This window comes from Flavonifractor porci (assembly GCF_037572415.1).
GTDB classification, from domain to species: Bacteria; Bacillota; Clostridia; order Oscillospirales; family Oscillospiraceae; genus Flavonifractor; species Flavonifractor porci.
Window position 1 is genome coordinate 301,515 of the sequence record NZ_JBBHLB010000001.1, and the last position, 19,756, is coordinate 321,270.

Here is a 19,756-nt window from a genome sequence, read left to right on the forward strand (position 1 = left end):
ATGGTAGAATTTTTGGGGAAGTGGCTGATGGGGGTGACCTGCGCGGCCATGATCCTGGCCCTGGCGGAGGGCCTGTCCCCGGCAGGGGGGCCAAAACGGGCCGCCCGGCTGGCCGGCGGGCTGCTCCTGCTGCTGGCCGTGGTGAAGCCCTTGATAAGCCTGGACGGTTCGGCTCTCACCCGGGCCATGACGGAATACCGCCTGGACGCGGAATACTCCGCCCAGGCGCTGGAGGAGGAGAATAAAACCCTGATGATGGACATCATAGAAGCCCAGTCCGCCGCATATATTCAGGACAAGGCGGCGGCGTTGGGCATCACCTGCACGGTGCAGGTGGAGGCCGACGAGGCGGCGGAATACCCCATCCCCAAGGTGGTCACCATCACCGGGGAGCTGTCCCGGGAGGAGCGGGAGGCCCTCGCCGAACAGATCGAGGCAGACTTTGCCATCCCGGCGGACCGGCAGTATTACGAAAGCGGGGGAGCGGAATGAACCGGCGTCAACCGGAAAAGGGAAGCGGACTGGCCCTGTACAAGGGGCGGCTCATGGAGCTGTTCCATCGATATAAATACGCGCTGCTGGTGGTGGCGGTGGGGGTTGTTATGATGGCCCTGCCCGCCCTGAACGGAGGCGGGGAGGCCACCCAGACCCGGCAGCAGAGTGTCCGGGAGGTGGAGTTTGGAACGGAGGAACTGGAGGGACGGCTGGAGGAGGCCCTGTCTCAGATGGACGGGGTGGGGCAGGCAGAGGTGGTGCTCACCCTGCGGTCCGGTCCGGGGCAGGTACTGGCTCAGGATACCCAGAACTCGGTGCGGGAGGAGGGGAGCGAGTCCTCCCAGTCCACGGTGGTACTCTCCAAGGGCTCCGGCTATGAGGAACCGGTGATCCTCCAACAGCTTTCGCCCCAATATCAGGGGGCTCTTGTGGTATGCTCCGGCGGGGACGACCCCGCAGTACGCCTGAAGGTGGTGGAGGCGGTATCCGCCCTCACCGGGCTGGGGGCGAATCAGATCTCAGTATCAAAAGGAAAGTGAGGCAGTAACAGTATGAACGTATGGAAACGAAACGCGGTGGTGGCCGCAGTGGTGCTCTTTGTGTGCGGCGCGGTGTACCTCAACTGGTCCTATCAGAAGGGGCAGAGCGAGGAAGCAGGCAAGACCCTTGGTGAGGCGGAGCTGGTGTCCATGCAGAGCGCCGACCCGCTGCTCAAAACAAGTCCCGCCCCTTCGGCGGACCCCTCCGCCTCGCCGGCGCCCACCGCCGCGGACAAGAACAGCGGCTACTTTGACACCGCCCGGCTCAACCGCCAGCAGGCCCGGGACAGCGCCCTGTCCATCCTCCAGGAGGCCGCCGCCGACACCAACGCCACCGAGACTATGAAGGCTGAAACCGGTGAGGCCATCCAGACTCTGGCTGACTACACCGTGTCCGAGGCCCAGATCGAAAATTTGGTCACCGCCAAGGGATACGCCGACTGCGTGGCCTTCATCAGCGACGGCAGCGTCAGCGTGGTGGTGTCCGCCACCGAGGAGGGACTCACCGATGCTGACGTGGCCCGTATCACCGAGATCGTCACCAACGAGACCGGCCTGGAGGCCAGCGCCATCACCATCATTCAGGCGCAGCCCTGAGCTGGAGGGTCCCCGCCAAAAATCAGTTGTATTTTTTCTGATTTGTGGTAAAATGGTCCCATAGTACACAAAAGGAGCGTGACCGGTATGGGCGATGGAAAGGAATATATCTCCCGGCCTGACGAACTGGGTAACATCCATATCTCCGAGGATGTGCTGGCTGTGATCGCGGCGGCCGCCGCCACGGAAGTGGAGGGTGTGGGCAGTCTGTCCACCAATCTGAGCAGCGATATCGCGGAGCTGCTGGGCGCAAAGAAGAATCTGTCCAAGGGCATCCGCATTACTATGGTAGGGGAGAGCGTCCGGGTTGACGTGTCCCTGCTGGTCAAATACGGCTATACCATCGTTGACGTGGCCAAAGAGGTGCAGAGCGCCGTCTTTAACGCCATTGAAAATACCAGCGGCCTGACCGTGGAGAATGTCAACGTCCATGTGGCCGGCATCGTATTTGAAAAGGAACACAAGTAAATCAAGCCGTACCAAGGGCCTGTTGCAGAGCAAGCAACAGGCCCTTTTGTATGTTTTGGCCGGTCCGCCCCAGGAAAAGGGGTTGGAATCTGGAGTCTAATTTTGAAATATCTCTTTCCTTTTTGCATACAGTTGATGTATAATCATAATAACTGTGAATATCACCGGCTCATCATGCCGGAATGGAGGAACCCATCATGACCAGAACCGCCGCCCGAGAGATCGCCGTCCACCTGACCTTTGAACTGGGCTTCACCGGGCAGACCGCCCGGGAGCTGCTGGACGAGGCCCTCAACCGCAAGACCTTCGCCCTCATCGGGGAGGAGGAGCCCCTGTATGCCGAATTCCCCAACGAGACCCAGCGGACCTACATCACCCGCCTGGTGGAGGGGGTCTATGACCACGCCCCTGAGCTGGACGAGTATATCTCCAAGTACGCCATCGGCTGGAAGTTCTCCCGTATGAACCGGGTGGCCGTGGCCATCATGCGTGTGGCTATGTATGAGATCCTGTATATGCAGGACATCCCCAACGCCGCCGCCATCAACGAGGCCCTGGAGCTGGTGAAGCACTACGAGGAGCCCGAGGTGGTCTCCTTTGTCAACGGCATTCTGGGCTCCTTCGTCCGGGGGGAGCACATCCCTGACCCGGTGGGCCTGAAGGAGCAGCCGGAGGCGGAGGGCTGATGCGTACCCTGGGCATCGACACCAGCAACTACACCACCTCCGCCGCCGTCTTTGACGGCGAGGGGGGAGAGAACGCCGGCCGCCTGCTGGAGGTGCGCCCCGGCGAACTGGGCCTGCGGCAGAGCGACGCCCTGTTCCAGCACGTCAAGGCCCTGCCTGACCGCTTTGCCCAGCTGAGAGAGGGAGGCTGGCTCGACGGTATTGTTGCCGTGGGCGCTTCCACCCGGCCCCGGGCGGTGGAAGGGTCCTATATGCCCTGCTTCCTGGCGGGGGAGAGCCAGGGCCGTACCCTGGCCGCCGCGTTGAACGTGCCCTTTTTTGCCTGTTCTCATCAGCAGGGCCACATTGCCGCTGCCGCCTGGTCGGCGGGCCGGATGGACCTGTTGGACCGGCCCATGCTGGCCTGGCACCTGTCCGGCGGCACCACCGAGCTGCTCCACGTGGAGCCGGAGGGGGTCAATGTAAAAGCCACCCTCCTGGGGGGCACCAGCGACATCTCCGCCGGGCAGCTCATTGACCGCACCGGCGTGCTGCTGGGCCTGGATTTCCCGGCGGGCAAGGCGGTGGACCAGCTGGCGCAGGCGGGGCAGGCCAAGAAATTTACTGTGAAGCTAAATGGCTTTACCTTTTCGCTCTCCGGTATGGAGAATAAGGTCAAGGATATGGCGGAGCAGGGGGCGGAGAAGGCGGATATCGCCCGCTTTGCCCTGCTGACGGTGGCCGACGTGGTGCGGCGCACCACCCTGGCCGCCCTGAAACAGTATCCCGGCCTGCCGGTGCTGTGCTCCGGCGGCGTGGCCTCCAACTCCCTGCTGCGGCAGGTGATGGAGCCTCTGGGGGCGGTGTTTGCCCAGCCCCGGTTCTCCACCGACAACGCCATGGGCGCCGCTATCCTCACCTGGCGGGCTGTAAAGGCGGGTGAGTTGACATGAGCCATATCTACACGGTTTCTCAGGTCAACCAGTATATCAAATCCCTGCTGGACCGGGACCGGGAGCTGACCGCCCTGTATGTCCGGGGAGAGATCTCCAACTACAAGGCCTATCCCTCGGGCCACCACTATTTTTCCCTGAAAGATGGGGAGGGGGCCATTCGCTGCGTCATGTTCAAGCGGGAGGCCATGTCTCTCCGGTTCCGGCCGGAAAACGGCATGAAGGTCATTGCCTTCGGCCGGGTGGCGGTTTTTCCCCGGGACGGGCAGTACCAGCTGTACTGCACCTCCCTGACCCCGGAGGGAGTGGGGGACCTGTATCTGGCCTTTGAACAGCTCAAACAGAAGCTGTATGCGGAGGGACTGTTTGATCCCTCCCACAAAAAGCCCATCCCCAAATTCCCCAAGCGCATCGCGCTCATCACCTCCTCCGCCGGCGCGGCGGTGCGGGATATGCTGCGCATCCTGGGGGCCCGGTGGCCTATGGCGGAGGTCTTTCTTCTGCCGGTGCGGGTCCAGGGGACGGAGGCGCCCGGAGAGATCTGCGCCGCCATCGCCTGGGCCAACCGGCATCAGGTGGCCGACCTGATCATCACTGGCCGGGGCGGAGGGTCTATGGAGGATCTGTGGGCCTTCAATGACGAAAACGTGGCCCGCACCATCTATCACTCGGCTATCCCGGTGATCTCTGCAGTGGGCCATGAGCCTGACGTGACCATTGCTGACTTTGTGGCCGACCTGCGGGCGGCCACTCCCTCCAACGCCGCCGAGCTGGCGGTGCCCGACCAGAACGAGGTCGCGGTGTGGCTGCGTCAGATGGAGGGGCGGCTGGCCCAGGCCATGGGCCGCAAGCTGGAGTCCGCCCGAAAGGATCTGGACAGGGCGGCCCGGTGCCGGGCCCTTCAGGACCCCATGAACTATGTGGACGATAAGCGGATGGTGTTGGACTACCAGCGGGAGAAGCTGGCGGCGGGGCTGAACGCCGCCCTCAACCGGGAGCGGCAGCGCTTCGGACAGCTGGCCTCCAAGCTGGACGCCCTCAGCCCCCTGAAGGTATTGGGCCGGGGTTACGCCATCCCCCAAAAGGCGGACGGCGGCGTGGTCCGGTCTGTGAACGACGTGGCCCCCGGCGACGGACTAAAGCTGCGGGTGGCCGATGGCGAGATATCCTGTCAAGTGGTTTAACTTGACTGCATTTGGAAAGGATTTAAGGACATGGCGGAAGAAAAACTGACCTTTGAGCAGGCGATGGGCCGGCTGGAGGAGATCGTAAAGCGGCTGGAGCAGGGGGACGCCCCGCTGGAGGAGGCTCTGTTCCTCTTTGAGGAGGGGACCCGGCTGCTGGGCGGCTGTTCCGCCCAACTGGACAGTGCCGAACAGAAAGTGCGCAAGCTGCTGGCGGGGCCTGATGGTCAGCCAGTGGAGGCACCCTTTGAGGAGGGACAGGTATGACCGAACAGGAGAGACTGGACAGCCACAGGGCTCAGGCGGAGGAATGGCTGCACCGCTGTTTCCAGGGCCGGGCGCCCCGGGGAGATCTCTACGACGCCATGTACTACAGTCTGCTGGCGGGCGGCAAGCGGATCCGGCCGGTGCTGCTGCTGGAGAGCTGCCGGCTGTGCGGCGGCGATCCGGAGCAAGCGCTGCCTTTTGCCGGGGCCATTGAGATGATCCATACTTACTCGCTGATCCATGACGATCTGCCCTGCATGGATGACGACGATTTGCGCCGGGGCCGGCCTACCAACCACAAGGTCTATGGCGAGGCTACCGCTGTACTGGCTGGAGACGCGCTGCTGACCGCGGCCTTTGAGTGGATGCTGGACCCGTCTGTGACCCTGCCGCCGGAGCGCGTATTGGAAGCCGCCAGGGTGTTGGCCCAGTCAGCCGGCGCCCAGGGCATGGTAGGCGGCCAGGTGCTGGACATGGCGGGGGAGGGCCACGCCATGGGCCTTACCGAGGTGGAGGAATTGCAGCGTCTCAAGACTGGCGCCCTCATTCGGGCCGCCGCTGAAATGGGCTGCGTGCTGGCCGGCGGCAGCGAGGAGCAGCGGAAGGCTGTGTGCCGCTATGCGGAGCGGATCGGACTTGCCTTTCAGATCCAGGACGACATCCTGGATGTGGTGGGTGACGAGGCCACCCTGGGCAAGCCGGTGGGCTCCGACGCCAAGAGTGAGAAGAACACCTTCGTGACCTTGAAAGGGCTGGAGGAGTGCCGCCATCTGGTGGAGAAACTGACCGAGGAGGCTGTGGAAGCCCTGTCCATTTTCGGGGATGAGGGCGAAAGCCTGTGCTGGCTGGCCCGCTCCCTGGCAAGCCGTGAAAAGTGAGGCGCAACATGGGAAACGTAGTAGACTTTTTCACCGGCAATCTGATCCTCAACCTGGCCATCCTGGCCTGGGCCATTGCCCAGGGGCTGAAGATCATCATTACTTTCTGGACCAAAAAGAAGCTGGACTGGCACTATCTGGTGGCCAGCGGCGGAATGCCCAGTTCCCACTCCGCTTTCGTGTGTGCCTGCGCTTCGTCGGTGGGCTATATGTACGGCTGGGGATCTCCCATGTTCAGCATCGCGGCGGTTTTGGCTATTGTGGTCATGTATGACGCCGCCAATGTCCGCAAAGCGGCGGGGGAACAGGCCAAGATCCTCAACTACATCATGGACCACTGGACCGAAATGAAGCCGGCCCTCTTCGGCAAGGAGCTGAAAGAACTGTTGGGCCACACGCCCTTCCAGGTCCTGATGGGTGGTGTGCTGGGCGTGGCGGTGGGTCTGCTGGGCGCCTGGCAGTGGAGCTGACAGCTCCGCTGATTTGATCCTTCACCGGGAGGTGTTACCATTCTTAGTCTGGAGCAATGTTCCAACGATATCAGCGCCCTGACCGACAGTGAGGCGTCTGCGCTCTGCGGTCTGCTGCGGGCCCGCATCCTGGATGTGGTTTCCCGCACCGGCGGCCATCTGGCCTCCAGTCTGGGGGCGGTAGAGCTGATCGTTGCCATTCATCGCGTATTTGATACCGGCCGGGACCGGCTGGTGTTTGACGTGGGCCACCAGTGTTATGCCCACAAGATCCTTACCGGCCGCAATGCCGCCATGGAGACCCTGCGCTCCTTCGGCGGGCTGGCCGGCTATCCCAAACCCACCGAGAGTGACACCGACGCATTCATCGCCGGTCACGCATCCAACTCGGTGTCAGTGGCCCTCGGAATGGCAAGGGCGAGAACTTTACAGAAAAGTGATTACAACGTATTGGCCCTGATTGGTGACGGCGCCCTCACCGGCGGCCTGGCCTATGAGGGCCTGTCTGACGCGGGGGACAGCAAGGAACCCCTCATCGTTATTCTCAACGACAACGGGATGTCCATCACCAAGAGCGTGGGCGGCGTGGCCGACCATCTGGCCCGCCAGCGGCTCAAGCCCCAGTATCTCCGCTTCAAGCGGGGCTATCGGAAGGTGATGGGGGCAACCGCTCTGGGGCGTGGGATCTACAAAGTGACCCACAAGGTCAAGACCGCCATCAAGGAGACCCTGCTGCCCTGCAGCCTTTTTGAGGATATGGGCTTTACCTACCTGGGGCCGGTGGATGGCCATGATGTGAAGCGGCTGACCCGGCTGCTCAGGTACGCCCGGGACCTGAAGGGCCCTGTGCTGCTTCATGTGAGAACTGTAAAGGGGAAGGGCTATACCCCTGCGGAGCGCAACCCGGATCAGTTTCATGGTGTGGGCCGCTTCTGTGTGGAGACCGGCGAGGTGCTGAAGGGCGGCGGTACCAATTTTTCCGCTGTCTTTGGACAGACCCTTTGCAAGATGGCGGAGGAGGACCCCAGGCTGTGCGCCATTACCGCCGCCATGCAGGGGGGAACGGGACTCAACACCTTTGCCACCCGATTCCCGGACCGGTTCTTTGACGTAGGTATCGCCGAGGGCCACGCGGTGGCAATGTCCGCCGGTATGGCCAAGCAGGGCATGATCCCGGTCTTTGCGGTATATTCCTCCTTCCTTCAGCGGGCCTACGATATGCTGATCCATGACGTGGCCCTTCAGGGGCTCCATGTGGTCTTTGCCATTGATCGGGCCGGACTGGTGGGAGAGGACGGCGAGACCCACCACGGCGTCTTTGACACCGCCTTTCTGGACACGGTGCCCGGCATGACGGTACTGTGCCCCTCCAGCTATGCCGAACTGGAATCTATGCTCCGATATGCCATCTATGAGGTGAAGGGACCGGTGGCGGTCCGCTACCCCCGGGGGGGTCAGGAGGACTATCAGGAGGATTCCGGGCTGGTCGGCACTGCGGTGCTGCGTACTGGCAAGGATATTACCTTGACAGGCTATGGCATTACAGTCAATGCGCTGCTGGACTGTGCCAGGCGGCTGGAGGCCGACGGCATTCAGGCCCAGGTGCTCAAACTCAATACCATTACGCCTCTGGACGGGGCGCCGGTGGCGGCCTCGGTCATAGAAACCGGGCGGCTGCTGGTGGCAGAGGAAGCTGCCTCGGGCAACTGCGTGGGGCAGCGGCTGGCTGCGAATCTGCTGGAGCGGGGCGTTGCGGCAAAGGTGGTCATGGTGAATACCGGACCCGACTTTGTTACCCACGGCGCTGTGTCTCAGCTGCGGACCCTGTGCGGTCTGGATGGAGCGTCCCTGTATCATAAGGCGTTGGAGGTCTGCGGACATGGCAATGGTTAAAAAAAGACTGGACGTACTGCTGGTGGAGCGGGGGCTGGCGGAGAGCCGGCAGCGGGCCCAGGCCATCATTATGAGCGGCCAGGTCTATGTAAAAGAGCAGAAGGTGGACAAGGCCGGGGCCCAGATCCCTGAGGACTCCCCCGTGGAGGTGAGAGGTCAGACCCTGGCCTATGTGAGCCGGGGCGGCCTGAAGCTGGAGAAGGCGATGAAGACCTTTGAGGGCATTCACCTGGACGGTGCGGTGTGCGGCGATATCGGCGCTTCCACCGGCGGCTTTACCGACTGTATGCTCCAAAACGGAGCGGTCAAGGTGTACGCCGTGGACGTGGGCTATGGCCAGCTGGCCTGGTCCCTCCGCAGCGATGAGCGGGTGGTGTGCCTGGAGCGCACCAACGCCCGCTATCTGACCCATGAGCAGATTCCCGATGAGCTGGACTTTGCCAGCGTGGACGTGTCCTTTATCTCCCTGAAGCTGATCCTGCCAGCCCTCCGGGGCCTGCTCAAGCCGGACGGCCAGGCGGTGTGCCTGGTGAAGCCCCAGTTTGAGGCGGGACGGGAAAAGGTAGGCAAAAAGGGCGTGGTGCGGGACCCCGCCGTCCACCTGGAAGTGATCCAGCAATTTCTCAAGAATGCCGCCGATGCAGATTTTGCTGTAAAGGATATGACCTTTTCACCAATCAGAGGACCCGAGGGCAACATTGAGTACCTGGGACACCTGTTGGCCGGGGGAGGCGGAGCCTCCTGGACCGGCGATCCGACAGCCCTGGTAGAGGCATCCCACGCGGCCCTGGAAGGAGCTGGACAATGAAAGTAGTGTTGAGCCCCAACCCCTATCGGGACCGGGGATTGAAGGCCGCCCAGGCGGCGGAAAAGATTCTGAAAGCCGCCGGGGTGGAAACCGCCATCTGTCTGCCTTTTGTGGTGGAGGGGGGGAATATTGAATTTCCCAAGCACATCCAGTTCAAGCAGACCGAGGAGGAGCTGAAGGATGCGGACATCCTGGTATGCTTTGGCGGAGACGGTACCATCCTCCATGCCGCCAAGGACGCCAACCAGTTCCATGTGCCAATCCTGGGCGTTAACCTGGGCAGCGTGGGCTTCATGGCGGAGCTGGAACTGGGGGAGCTGTCCATGCTCTCCAAGCTGCCCGCCGGAAAATATGCGGTGGAGGACCGCATGATGCTGGATGTGACGGTGCGGCGGGACGGCAAGGTGATCTACTCCGACATCGCCCTTAACGACGCCGCCCTCACCAAGGGGGCCGTGGCCCGGGTGGTGGATCTGGAGGTGCTGGGGGACAAGACCACCATTACCAGGATGTCTGCCGACGGCGTGGTCATCAGCACCCCCACCGGCTCCACCGCTTATTCCATGTCGGCGGGGGGCCCTATCGTGGAGCCCACGGCGGAAAACATCATCGTCACGCCGATCTGTCCTCATGCCCTGTCCGCCCGGTCCTTTGTGCTGGGCCATGAACGGACCGTATCCATCAAGCTGGGCCGGATGGCCCGCAAGACCGCCTTTTTGTCGGTGGATGGGGGCAAAGCCTTCAAGCTCAATGGCGGCGACGTGGTGGAAGCAAGGATGTCCAAGTCAAAGACCAGACTGGTTCGGGTGACCGGCCGGACATTTTATGAGATTTTGAATCAAAAATTGGGAGGTGCGTAAGCCATGAAGGCGAAACGGCAGCAGGAGATTTTGCGGATCATTGCGGAGCAGGATATCGATACCCAGGATCAGCTTCTGACAGAGCTGCGGGCCAGGGGGGTGCAGTCCACCCAGGCCACCATTTCCCGGGACATCAAGGAACTCCATCTCATCAAGGAACTGACTGGATATGGGACCTATCGTTACGCCGTTTCAGAGCGGAAGGCTTCTCTGAATATCGCGGGACGGCTGCGTACCATCTTCAAGGAGGGCGTCACTTCCTTTGATGTGGCCCAGAACATCGTGGTTTTAAAAACCATGCCCGGCCTGGCCTCGGCGGCCTGCGCCGCCATCGACGGTATGGATATTCCCAGTCTGGTGGGCAGCCTGGCGGGAGACGATACCGCTATCCTCATCATGCGTACCAATGAGGACGCTGCCTCCTTCTGCAACGAGATCCACGCCATGCTGAAATGAGACTTCAAAAAAGTGACAAAGTCACTTTTTTGAGCAGGATGCAGCCCGCTGCGCGCAGAATTTGTCCATCTTTGATGGATAAATTCCACACTTACGGTCTGAGAAGTGTTTTGGCCACGCGTATGTCGCGGCCAAAAACGGATTTCGATTTTATTGCGCCGCCTGCGGGCGGCGCAACTCTGCGAGGCTTTTTTAATCAACGTGCCTTTCTAGGGTGGTGGCCTATATGCTTTCTTTGTTGCACATTGAGAATATTGCGGTGATCCAGACGGCGGACATCCAGTTTGACCGGGGATTTAATGTCCTCACCGGTGAGACCGGCGCGGGCAAATCCATTGTGGTGGACGCCATCGGGGCCATCATCGGGGAGCGTACCAGCCGGGATCTGATCCGTACCGGGGCAAAATCATCCCTGGTCAACGCGGTGTTTACCGGCCTGCCGGAGCTGGACTGGTTCCGGGAGAACGGCGTAGGCCCCGACGAGGAGGGCAATCTGCTCATCCAGCGGGAGATCCAGCCCGACGGGAAAAACATCTGCCGCATCAACGGCCGGCTCATCACCGTCTCCCAACTGCGGCAGCTGGGCCGCTTACTGCTCAATATCCACGGCCAGCACGACGGCCAGCAGCTGCTGGATGAGCGGTGCCACCTGGATTACCTGGACGGTTTCGGGGAAACAGAGGCGGAGCTGGACGCCTACCGGGTTTGCTATAACAGACTGGCCGCCCTTCGCCGGGAGATCTCCGCGCTCCAGATGGACGAGGCGGAGAAGGCCCGGCGCATTGACAGCCTGGAATTCCAGATCGGCGAGCTGGAGCGGGCTGAACTGCGGAGCGGGGAAGAGGAGGAGCTGACGGAGCGGCGGGACCTGCTGCGCAACGCCGGCAAGCTGATGGAGAGCGTGGAAGGCGCCCATTTGGCCCTGTCCGGCGACGAGGAACGGGAAGGAGCCGCCGCCCTGCTGGGGGAGGCGGAGCAGTCCCTTCATGCCGCCGGCCGCATCAGCACCCAGGCCGCCGAGCTGCTGGAAAAGCTGGTGGAGGTCCGCTGCGCTGCAGACGATATCGCTGAGCAGATCCGGGATCTGCGGGACGCATTCGACTTTGAACCGGGAGAGCTGGACCAGATCGAGAGCCGGCTGGACGTGCTCCACCGGCTGAAGAAGAAGTACGGCGATTCGGTGGACGAGATGCTGGACTATCTGGACCGCTGTAAAAAAGAACTGGATGAGATCCAGTTCTCTACCGATACCATTGCCCGGCTGGAGAAGGAGCAGTCCAAGGCCCTGGACGACGCCCGAAAGGCGGCGGAAACCCTCAGTCAGACCCGAAAGAAGGCGGCCAAGGCGCTGGAACAGCGGATTCAGAGCGAATTGGCCCAGCTGGATATGCCCAAGGTCCGGTTCCAGGTGGAGTTTGGACCCAAGCCGGGGGAGTTTGCCATGGACGATACCGGCATGGACGAGGTGCAGTTCCTCATGTCCGCCAACGTGGGCGAGGACCTGAAGCCCATCCAGAAGATCGCCTCCGGCGGTGAGCTGGCCCGCATCATGCTGGCCCTGAAAAACGTGCTGGCGGAAAACGATCAGGTGGGCACTATGGTCTTTGACGAGGTGGATACCGGCGTGTCCGGACGGGCGGCCCAGAAGGTGGCGGAAAAGCTGGCCGATGTGGCTCACGCCAAGCAGGTACTGTGCGTCACCCATCTGCCTCAGCTGGCTGCCATGGCCGACGTCCATTTCTCGGTGGAGAAGGGGGAGCGGGGCGGCCGGACCTACACCCAGGTGGAGCGGCTGACCCGCCAGCGGCGGTGCGAGGAGCTGGCACGGCTCACCTCCGGCGAGCACATCACCGACGCCACCCTTGGCGCCGCCAGGGAGCTGCTGGACAGTGCGGAAGCCTACAAGAAACTACACAAAAGCTAGATTTTGTTGAGTACCGCTTTTCTGCTTGACAAACGGAGCAAGAGCGATTATAATCCTCATCAATATGACACTGCGATGACAGGGAGAAGTACCAACCCCCGTCCCGCCCAGAGAGCCCCCGGTTTGGTGAGAGGGGGAGGGGACAGGCTGGGAAATACACTCTGGAGCAGCCGCCTGAACAGGGGAGACCCCCAGTAGGGCCGTGTCGGGTGCGCCCGTTATCGCGCCGCCGTGTGTTGGCACGGCATAAGGCCGTTTTTGCGAGAAAACGGCGAACCAGAGGTGGTACCGCGTTTTTACGCCCTCTGTCCGAATGGACAGAGGGCTTTTTGCATGAAGGGGGGATTTTGTGGATCGGAATGTCTGTACCCGCTGCGGCGGGGAGATGGTCCATATTGGCCAGGAAAAGATCCAGCTGGGGAAGTTCGGATGGCTTACCGGCTCCTGGGGGCATCTTTTGTCGGGCGCTCTTACCGTGGATATCTATTGCTGCCGGGATTGCAAGAAGATGGAGTTTTATGCGGTAGAGTCCCCGGAAGAGGAGGCCGCCATCGCGCAAGTGCCCTGCCCCCACTGCGGGGAGCGGCACGACATGGACGACGCCAAGTGTCCCCACTGCGGAAAGCGGTTATACTGATGACGACACCATTGAGATAAAGGAGAATGAACATGACTTGTTACGAAGAACTGAAGGCCCGCGGCCTCATTGCCCAGGTCACCAACGAGGAGGAGATCTCCAAGATGATCAACGAGGGTAAGGCCGTCTTTTACATCGGCTTTGACCCCACCGCCGACTCCCTCCATGTGGGCCACTTCATGGCTCTGTGCCTGATGAAGCGGCTCCAGATGGCGGGCAACCGGCCCATCGCCCTCATCGGCGGCGGCACCGGCATGGTGGGCGATCCCTCCGGCCGCACCGATATGCGCCAGATGATGACCCCCGAGACTATCCAGCACAACTGCGATTGCTTCAAGAAGCAGATGGAGCGGTTTATTGAGTTCGGCGAGGGCAAGGCCCAGATGGTGAACAACGCTGAGTGGCTCCTCAAGCTCAACTATGTGGAGCTGCTGCGGGAAGTGGGCGCCTGCTTCTCCGTCAACAATATGCTGCGGGCTGAGTGCTACAAGCAGCGCATGGAAAAGGGACTCTCCTTCCTGGAGTTCAACTACATGATCATGCAGTCCTACGACTTCTATCACCTGTTCCAGCACTACGGCTGCAATATGCAGTTCGGCGGCGACGACCAGTGGTCCAATATGCTGGGCGGCACCGAGCTCATCCGCCGCAAGCTGGGCAAGGATGCCCATGCCATGACCATCACCCTGCTGCTCAACTCCGAGGGCAAGAAGATGGGCAAGACCGCCAAGGGCGCCGTGTGGCTGGACCCCAACAAGACCAGCCCCTACGAGTTCTACCAGTACTGGCGCAACGTGGGCGACAATGACGTGCTCAAGTGCCTGCGGATGCTCACCTTCCTGCCCATCGAACAGATCGACGAGATGGACAAGTGGGAGGGCAGCCAGCTCAACACCGCCAAGGAGATCCTGGCCTTTGAGCTGACCAAGCTGGTCCACGGCGAAGAGGAGGCCCAAAAGGCTCAGGACGCTGCCAAGGCCCTGTTTGTGGGCGGCGGCGACATGAGCAACGTGCCCTCCACCGCTCTGGAGGCCGGCGCCCTCACCGACGGCGCCATCGGTATCCTGGACCTGATGCTGGCTTGTAAGCTGGCGCCCTCCAAGAAGGAGGCCCGCCGCCTCATCGAGCAGGGTGGCGTGGAGCTGGACGGCCAGAAGGTGACCGACGTATACACCGCCGTCACTGCCGACCAGCTCTCCGGCGACGGCGTCATGATCAAGAAGGGCAAGAAGGTCTTCCACCGGGCCTCTCTGCAGGGCTGAGCGTTCAGGGGCTGCCGTCAGTGCGGCAGCCCCTTTCTTAATTTTACCTGACTTTGGTTGCAGGCGGGAAACGGGCATGATACAATAGGTCTGTTGGAAGGCTTACCGCCCCGGCAATGTGTGTGGCGGATGCAAAGGAGGAAGGCACTGTGCCGGAAAAAGAGGACCAAAAGAACAAGAAGAAATGGTACATCCTGGATGGTAGCCATGTGCAGCTGCTCATTGTGTTCATCGTGGCTATATTGTTTTATGTGGGATTGAACCATTTCAATGTGGTAACAGTCCGGATCAATCAGTTTATGGGGGTTTTGTCCCCGTTTATCGTGGGCTTTGCCATTGCCTATCTGCTCAACACTCCCATGTGCTTTTTTGAGCGGAAGCTCTTTCCCAATCACCGCTTCAAGCGTGTTTTGTCCATCCTGCTGGTCTATGTGCTGGCCTTTGCCGTGGTGGCCATCCTGCTGGGTCTCATCGTGCCCCAGGTGGTGCAGAGCGTCAAGGATCTGGCGGGCAATATGCAGACCTACCTGACCAGCCTGGACCAGATGGTACAGGACCTGACCGAGCAATTTGACCTGGATTCCGACGCCATCAACGATATGTTCGGTAATTTCCAGAACATGATCAGCAGCGTGACCGCAAAGGCGGCGGAGGCCCTGCCCCAGCTGCTGGATGTGGGCTTCGCCATCGGAAGCGGCGTGATCGCGGGCATTACCGCCCTCATTTCCTCCATCTATATGCTGGCGGGAAAGGACCGGCTGGTGCCCCAGCTGAAAAAGCTGCTCTATGCTACGGTATCCAAGCGCCGCTCTGACCGGCTGCTGGAGATCTGCAGCCACGCCAATCGGGTGTTTGTGGGCTTTATCAACGGCAAGATCATCGACTCCGCCATCATCGGCGTACTTTGCTTCATCCTGTGCGCCATTTTCCGGATCCCGTACCCCATGCTGGTCAGCGTTACCGTGGGTGTCACCAATATCATTCCCTTCTTCGGTCCCATCATCGGCGCCATTCCCTGTCTGTTTATTCTGGTGATCGTGGACCCCTGGGCCGCCCTGCGGTTCTTTGCCCTGGTCATCGGATTGCAGCAGTTTGACGGCAACATCCTCGGGCCCAAGATCCTGGGCGACAGCACCGGCCTGTCCGCCATCTGGGTGCTGATCTCCATTGTCACCTGCGGCGGCCTGTTCGGTTTCCCCGGTATGATTTTGGGCGTGCCCACCTTCGCGGTACTCTACGCCCTGGTGCGGGAGTGGGTCAATAACCGCCTGAGAGCCAAAGAGATCGACGGCAACGGCAAGCCTCTTGAGGAAGCCGCTCAAAGGCCGACATCTGAAGAATAAAAAAGGCCGCCTTCCGCTACTCCTGATAAGGCTATCTTGAAGTGTGTTCTCGGATTGGGCAGGCAGTGCAGTTGCACTGTCTGCCTTTTCTGTTGTCTCACTCAAAGAAACCGTGTGGCACAACGACTTATGCGAGAATCAACCTTGCACAAACAGTACCTTGTTTGCTTTTTCGCCCATTAATTGCATTTCATATTGACATCGTCTGAAAATATCGTTATACTCTCCAAAGAATAACTAAATATGTTTCCGAGCCGTGGAGTCTAAGGCGAATGCTATGACTTGCGGCCTGACTGTCTGTTGACAGTCACTGAGTTATGCCGGAAACAGCATAGCTTTCCGTGTTTGAGAAGGAAACAAGACTGCTATGGCCTGCTAAAACTGTAGGTGCATGGTATATTTTTGCTGTCTTGTTTTCAAGGCAGCTTTTTGTTTTAAGTGAAGTTGCTATCATTTTTATACAGCTGATCTCCATTTTGGCTATGGGGATATACTTCACAAAGCCGCCTGTCCCCCTGACTCTGTGGAGGAAATGGACCAAATTCCTCATGGTTCATTGGAATGAGGTGGTCACAGACGAGGATACGGTGTATTTCATCGGAAATATTGGCGGTTACTGCACCCCATTTCCAGAGGTGCAGCTGAGTTATCCGGGTAGGCACAAGCACCTCGCTCGAGGCAACCGCGACACCTGTATTGAAAACCAGCAAATGTATTTTGAAACGGTAACAGACGTTCTCGAAACAGACGATGGAGGGCGGCACATCACACTTTGTCGCTATCCGATCAACCGTGCTCATCATGGTGATCCGGAACATGGGGCTTTTCGTTCAGACATGAAATTCCTGAAAAACACAGAGAGTGGAGTGCCTGCTTTCATCCGCTACCGCAGAGAAAACAGAACATAGTTTTTAATTGAGGAGGCAGCCTATGCGTATCAAATGGAACAATCAGACTGTGCGCTGGTTTGAAGATGCCGCAGAATACACCGGGTACAATAAAAAACTGGCACAGATCTTGAAAAAGTATATTCCAGAAGGCGAAACGCTCTGCGATTTGGGCTGTGGCGCAGGTCTTGTAGATCTAGCTTTGGCGGATCATTGTTCCGCGATCACCTGTGTCGATATTGCCCCGGGCGCGGTTGAGCATGTGCGCCGCAAGGCTTCAACACAGGGTATCGAAAACATTCATACGTTGTGTATGGATGCAGCGGAATTGACAGGCTCCTGGGACAATGTCATGGCAATTTTCTTTGGCGGAAGTCAGATTTATGACGACTATTTCCACCTGGCCGGAAAACGGTTTGTTCTAATTACAAACGCTCAATGCAAGGGGAATTTCGGCCCCGAGGGGCATCAGACGATAAAATGTTTCAATATAGCAACTACAAAAGCCTATCTGGACTCTATTGGCGTAAAGTATGTGCATGAAGCGCTTGTCCTTGAGTATGGGCAGCCTCTTACAGATATAGAGGATGCCCGTACCTTTGTCCGAACTTATACCCGCCCTATGAGTGATGAAATGCTGGAGGCGTACCTGGAGGAAAAGCTGGAGAAAACCGGAGACGAAAAGTGGCCCTATTATCTTCCCAACCGGAAAGAGTTTGGACTGTTTATCATTGAGAGGGATGAAAATGAGAAGCTTCCGGGATGATGTGGAACGGGCCGTGGCCTTTCATGGGCACCTCTGTTCCGGACAGTGCCTCGGCGTGAGAATGGCCCACATGGGGCTTCGTCTGCTTGGCCTTGACAACGAGACGGATCGAAAAAAGACCATGGTCTTTGTGGAATGCAATCGTTGCCCTGCCGACGCCATCATGATCGCCACCGGCTGCACGGTGGGGAAGCGTACCTATTATTGTATGGACATGGGCAAGACAGCGGCTACGTTTGTCAATCTGGAGACCAAGAAAGCGGTCCGTGTGGTCCGAAACGCACACCGTCATCCGCCTGAAGGGGAAGATCTGCTGGACTTTTACGAAACGCTGTCCGAGGAGGGCTGGCTGGAAGCACAGGAAGTCACTGTCGAACTGAAAGCCGGCGATATGCCCGGACCTCCCATGGAGATCGTCACCTGTGCCCGGTGCGGCGAGGAGGTCACGGATGGCCGTCATGTGGAAGTGGCAGGCGTCTCCCTCTGCCGCAGCTGCGCGGGGAGGCGCTATTACCGGGAAGCCGCTGCTGATCGGGAGTGTGGGAAGGGATGACAGAGAAGAAAAAGCTCCCATTCGGCACCGTGATCGTCATTCTGGTGGCCGCGCTGATCCTTGCCTGTATTCTGTCCACCACACTGGGGCGCTACCCAATCTCCATACGGGAGCTGGGGGGCATCACCTGGGATCAGGTGATGAAGCTGGTGGAGCAGTTGGGTCAGCGATTGGGGTTGGATGTGTCAGGACTCAGGCCGGAGCCTTTCTGGACGGCGACCCAGGAGGCACTGTTTTTGAAATACCGTGTACCTCGTATTGCCATTGCCTGTATGGTGGGCTGCAGCCTGTCTACCGCCGGCGCATGCTATCAGGGGGTGTTCCAGAACCCCATGGCAGCGCCCGACATCCTGGGAGCCTCCTCCGGAGCCGCGCTCGGCGCGTCGCTGGCCATCATTCTGGGCTATATGAACGCTGTCATCGGCGGTATGGCCTTTGTATTCAGCCTGGCCACCGTAGCCCTGGTCATCCTTGTGGGCAATCGGGCCCGAGGGAACCGGGTGGTGGGCCTGATCCTGTCGGGCGTCATGATCAGCTCGCTGGTGTCTTCCTGTACCTCCTTTATTAAGCTGATCGCAGACACCGAAGAGCAGCTCCCGGCCATCACCTATTGGCTCATGGGCAGTTTCAACGGCGCCAGGTCAGAGGATATCCTGTTTGCAGCCATCCCAATGGCTATCGGCCTGATCCCGATTTTCATTCTGCGCTGGCGGATCAATGTCCTGTCTCTTGGTGATGACGAGGCCCAGACGCTCGGGATCAACGCAAGACGCCTGCGCATGATTATTATCGTCTGCTCCGCCCTGATCACAGCGGCCAGCGTGGCTGTCAGCGGTATTATTGGCTGGGTGGGACTGGTGATCCCACACATGGTGCGGAGGGTCGTCGGGAATGACTACAAAAAGCTCATTCCCGCGACGATGCTCTTCGGGGCCATCTTCATGCTGCTGGTTGACAACATCTGCCGCAATGTGTGGGCCACCGATCTGCCCATCGGTATTCTCACTTCCTTTGTAGGCGCGCCATTCTTCGTTTATCTGATTATAAAGGAGGGCGACCAGCTGTGATACTGAACGTAGCGCATCTGGACTTCTCCTTTGGAAAGCGCCAGGTATTAAAGGACATCAGCTTCGAGGTCAGCAGCGGCCAGTTTCTGTCCATTCTTGGCCCCAACGGTGTGGGCAAGAGCACCCTGTTCCGCTGTATTCTGAATCTTCTTTCTCCCAGCGCCGGTACCATCACCGTGGATGGGGAGCAGGTGTCCGGAATGACCGCCCAGAAGTTGGCAAAGCTCATTGCCTATATCCCGCAATTCCACAGCCCTGCCTTTAATTTTTCCGTTCTGGACATGGTGCTCATGGGAACGGCCGCTCAGGTCAGTTCTCTGTCCTCTCCGGGTAAAGAGCAGCAGGACCGGGCGAGAAGCGCCTTGGCGCGACTCCAGATCGAACATTTGGCGGAACACCCCTATGGGTTCTGCTCCGGCGGCGAAAAGCAGCTTTGCCTGTTGGCCAGGGCTATTGCCCAGCAGGCAAAGATTTTGGTTATGGACGAGCCCTCAGCCAGTCTGGATTTCGGCAACCGCATCCGGGTCATGCAGACAGTCCGAAGCCTGGTGGCAGATGGGTATGCGGTGGTGCAGACCACCCATGACCCGGAGCAGGCCTATTTGTATTCCGACCAGATCCTTGCGCTCCATAATGGACAGGTATTGGCCTGGGGTACGCCAAAGGAGGTGATGACGGCATCCCTGATGTCGAAGCTATACGGCATTCCTGTGGAGGTGTACAGTATGCACGATGATGGTGTGCGTGTGTGTCTGCCTGCCCAGTCTGTGTAACAGACTCTGCT

23 protein-coding genes, 1 riboswitch and 1 other annotated feature are annotated in these 19,756 nt (G+C 59.7%); all 23 genes read left to right on the forward strand.

The features are described from left to right. The 23 genes from WHJ28_RS01460 (at window position 1) to WHJ28_RS01570 (ending at window position 19,745) form a co-directional block, all read left to right on the forward strand. Complete coding sequence (locus WHJ28_RS01460; RefSeq protein WP_340039290.1) at window positions 1-492, forward strand: stage III sporulation protein AF; 492 nt, start codon at window positions 1-3, stop codon at window positions 490-492. Further along, window positions 489-1,034 carry a SpoIIIAG-related protein gene (locus WHJ28_RS01465; protein WP_340039291.1) on the forward strand — a complete coding sequence of 182 codons (546 nt, stop codon included), beginning with the start codon at window positions 489-491 and terminating at the stop codon, window positions 1,032-1,034. The genes WHJ28_RS01460 and WHJ28_RS01465 overlap by 4 nt, the downstream gene beginning before the upstream one ends. A gap of 12 nt (window positions 1,035-1,046) precedes the next feature. Next, window positions 1,047-1,631: a SpoIIIAH-like family protein gene (locus WHJ28_RS01470; RefSeq protein ID WP_340039292.1), complete on the forward strand. Its 585-nt coding sequence runs from the start codon at window positions 1,047-1,049 to the stop codon at window positions 1,629-1,631. An 87-nt stretch (window positions 1,632-1,718) separates the two neighbouring features. Further along, the gene (locus tag WHJ28_RS01475; protein ID WP_191433649.1) at window positions 1,719-2,099 is read left to right on the forward strand and encodes an Asp23/Gls24 family envelope stress response protein; all 381 of its coding nucleotides are present in this window, start codon (window positions 1,719-1,721) and stop codon (window positions 2,097-2,099) included. 197 nt (window positions 2,100-2,296) lie between these two features. After that, on the forward strand, window positions 2,297-2,785 hold the full coding sequence (nusB, locus tag WHJ28_RS01480; protein WP_340039293.1) for a transcription antitermination factor NusB: 489 nt from the start codon (window positions 2,297-2,299) through the stop codon (window positions 2,783-2,785). Continuing rightward, window positions 2,785-3,717, forward strand: a complete 933-nt coding sequence (locus WHJ28_RS01485) for a tRNA (adenosine(37)-N6)-threonylcarbamoyltransferase complex transferase subunit TsaD (protein WP_340039294.1) — start codon at window positions 2,785-2,787, stop codon at window positions 3,715-3,717. The genes nusB and WHJ28_RS01485 overlap by 1 nt, the downstream gene beginning before the upstream one ends. After that, window positions 3,714-4,901: an exodeoxyribonuclease VII large subunit gene (gene xseA / locus WHJ28_RS01490; RefSeq protein WP_340039295.1), complete on the forward strand. Its 1,188-nt coding sequence runs from the start codon at window positions 3,714-3,716 to the stop codon at window positions 4,899-4,901. The genes WHJ28_RS01485 and xseA overlap by 4 nt, the downstream gene beginning before the upstream one ends. Before the next feature lie 30 nt (window positions 4,902-4,931). Continuing rightward, complete coding sequence (xseB, locus tag WHJ28_RS01495; RefSeq protein WP_340039296.1) at window positions 4,932-5,168, forward strand: exodeoxyribonuclease VII small subunit; 237 nt, start codon at window positions 4,932-4,934, stop codon at window positions 5,166-5,168. Then, the gene (locus WHJ28_RS01500; protein ID WP_340039297.1) at window positions 5,165-6,046 is read left to right on the forward strand and encodes a polyprenyl synthetase family protein; all 882 of its coding nucleotides are present in this window, start codon (window positions 5,165-5,167) and stop codon (window positions 6,044-6,046) included. Before xseB ends, WHJ28_RS01500 begins: the two co-directional genes overlap by 4 nt. A gap of 8 nt (window positions 6,047-6,054) precedes the next feature. After that, the gene (locus WHJ28_RS01505; RefSeq protein ID WP_340039298.1) at window positions 6,055-6,516 is read left to right on the forward strand and encodes a divergent PAP2 family protein; all 462 of its coding nucleotides are present in this window, start codon (window positions 6,055-6,057) and stop codon (window positions 6,514-6,516) included. 48 nt (window positions 6,517-6,564) lie between these two features. After that, the gene (gene dxs, locus WHJ28_RS01510) at window positions 6,565-8,409 is read left to right on the forward strand and encodes a 1-deoxy-D-xylulose-5-phosphate synthase (protein ID WP_340039476.1); all 1,845 of its coding nucleotides are present in this window, start codon (window positions 6,565-6,567) and stop codon (window positions 8,407-8,409) included. After that, the gene (locus tag WHJ28_RS01515; RefSeq protein WP_340039300.1) at window positions 8,396-9,217 is read left to right on the forward strand and encodes a TlyA family RNA methyltransferase; all 822 of its coding nucleotides are present in this window, start codon (window positions 8,396-8,398) and stop codon (window positions 9,215-9,217) included. Before dxs ends, WHJ28_RS01515 begins: the two co-directional genes overlap by 14 nt. Continuing rightward, complete coding sequence (locus WHJ28_RS01520; protein WP_340039301.1) at window positions 9,214-10,077, forward strand: NAD(+)/NADH kinase; 864 nt, start codon at window positions 9,214-9,216, stop codon at window positions 10,075-10,077. Before WHJ28_RS01515 ends, WHJ28_RS01520 begins: the two co-directional genes overlap by 4 nt. Window positions 10,078-10,080: 3 nt before the next feature. Further along, window positions 10,081-10,533: an arginine repressor gene (locus tag WHJ28_RS01525; RefSeq protein ID WP_340039303.1), complete on the forward strand. Its 453-nt coding sequence runs from the start codon at window positions 10,081-10,083 to the stop codon at window positions 10,531-10,533. 226 nt (window positions 10,534-10,759) lie between these two features. Beyond that, entirely contained in the window at window positions 10,760-12,457 is a 1,698-nt protein-coding gene (recN, locus tag WHJ28_RS01530) for a DNA repair protein RecN (RefSeq protein ID WP_340039304.1), read from the forward strand. Between the two features lie 66 nt (window positions 12,458-12,523). Continuing rightward, window positions 12,524-12,766 (forward strand) — a binding site (T-box leader). 40 nt (window positions 12,767-12,806) lie between these two features. Next, complete coding sequence (locus WHJ28_RS01535) at window positions 12,807-13,094, forward strand: zinc ribbon domain-containing protein (RefSeq protein ID WP_340039305.1); 288 nt, start codon at window positions 12,807-12,809, stop codon at window positions 13,092-13,094. A 32-nt stretch (window positions 13,095-13,126) separates the two neighbouring features. Next, window positions 13,127-14,356, forward strand: coding sequence for a tyrosine--tRNA ligase (tyrS, locus tag WHJ28_RS01540; RefSeq protein WP_340039306.1), 1,230 nt, complete (start codon window positions 13,127-13,129; stop codon window positions 14,354-14,356). Window positions 14,357-14,505: 149 nt separating this feature from the next. Beyond that, window positions 14,506-15,699, forward strand: coding sequence for an AI-2E family transporter (locus WHJ28_RS01545; protein ID WP_340039307.1), 1,194 nt, complete (start codon window positions 14,506-14,508; stop codon window positions 15,697-15,699). Window positions 15,700-15,934: 235 nt separating this feature from the next. Further along, window positions 15,935-16,071: riboswitch (molybdenum cofactor riboswitch) on the forward strand. Then, window positions 16,041-16,607, forward strand: a complete 567-nt coding sequence (locus WHJ28_RS01550; protein WP_340039308.1) for a hypothetical protein — start codon at window positions 16,041-16,043, stop codon at window positions 16,605-16,607. It overlaps the preceding riboswitch by 31 nt. 22 nt (window positions 16,608-16,629) lie before the next feature. After that, window positions 16,630-17,352, forward strand: coding sequence for a class I SAM-dependent methyltransferase (locus WHJ28_RS01555; RefSeq protein WP_340039309.1), 723 nt, complete (start codon window positions 16,630-16,632; stop codon window positions 17,350-17,352). Then, window positions 17,333-17,905: an FmdE family protein gene (locus tag WHJ28_RS01560; protein WP_340039310.1), complete on the forward strand. Its 573-nt coding sequence runs from the start codon at window positions 17,333-17,335 to the stop codon at window positions 17,903-17,905. The genes WHJ28_RS01555 and WHJ28_RS01560 overlap by 20 nt, the downstream gene beginning before the upstream one ends. Beyond that, window positions 17,902-18,972, forward strand: a complete 1,071-nt coding sequence (locus WHJ28_RS01565; RefSeq protein WP_340039311.1) for a FecCD family ABC transporter permease — start codon at window positions 17,902-17,904, stop codon at window positions 18,970-18,972. The genes WHJ28_RS01560 and WHJ28_RS01565 overlap by 4 nt, the downstream gene beginning before the upstream one ends. Next, window positions 18,969-19,745, forward strand: a complete 777-nt coding sequence (locus tag WHJ28_RS01570; RefSeq protein ID WP_340039313.1) for an ABC transporter ATP-binding protein — start codon at window positions 18,969-18,971, stop codon at window positions 19,743-19,745. Before WHJ28_RS01565 ends, WHJ28_RS01570 begins: the two co-directional genes overlap by 4 nt. The last annotated feature ends 11 nt before the right edge of the window (window positions 19,746-19,756 follow it).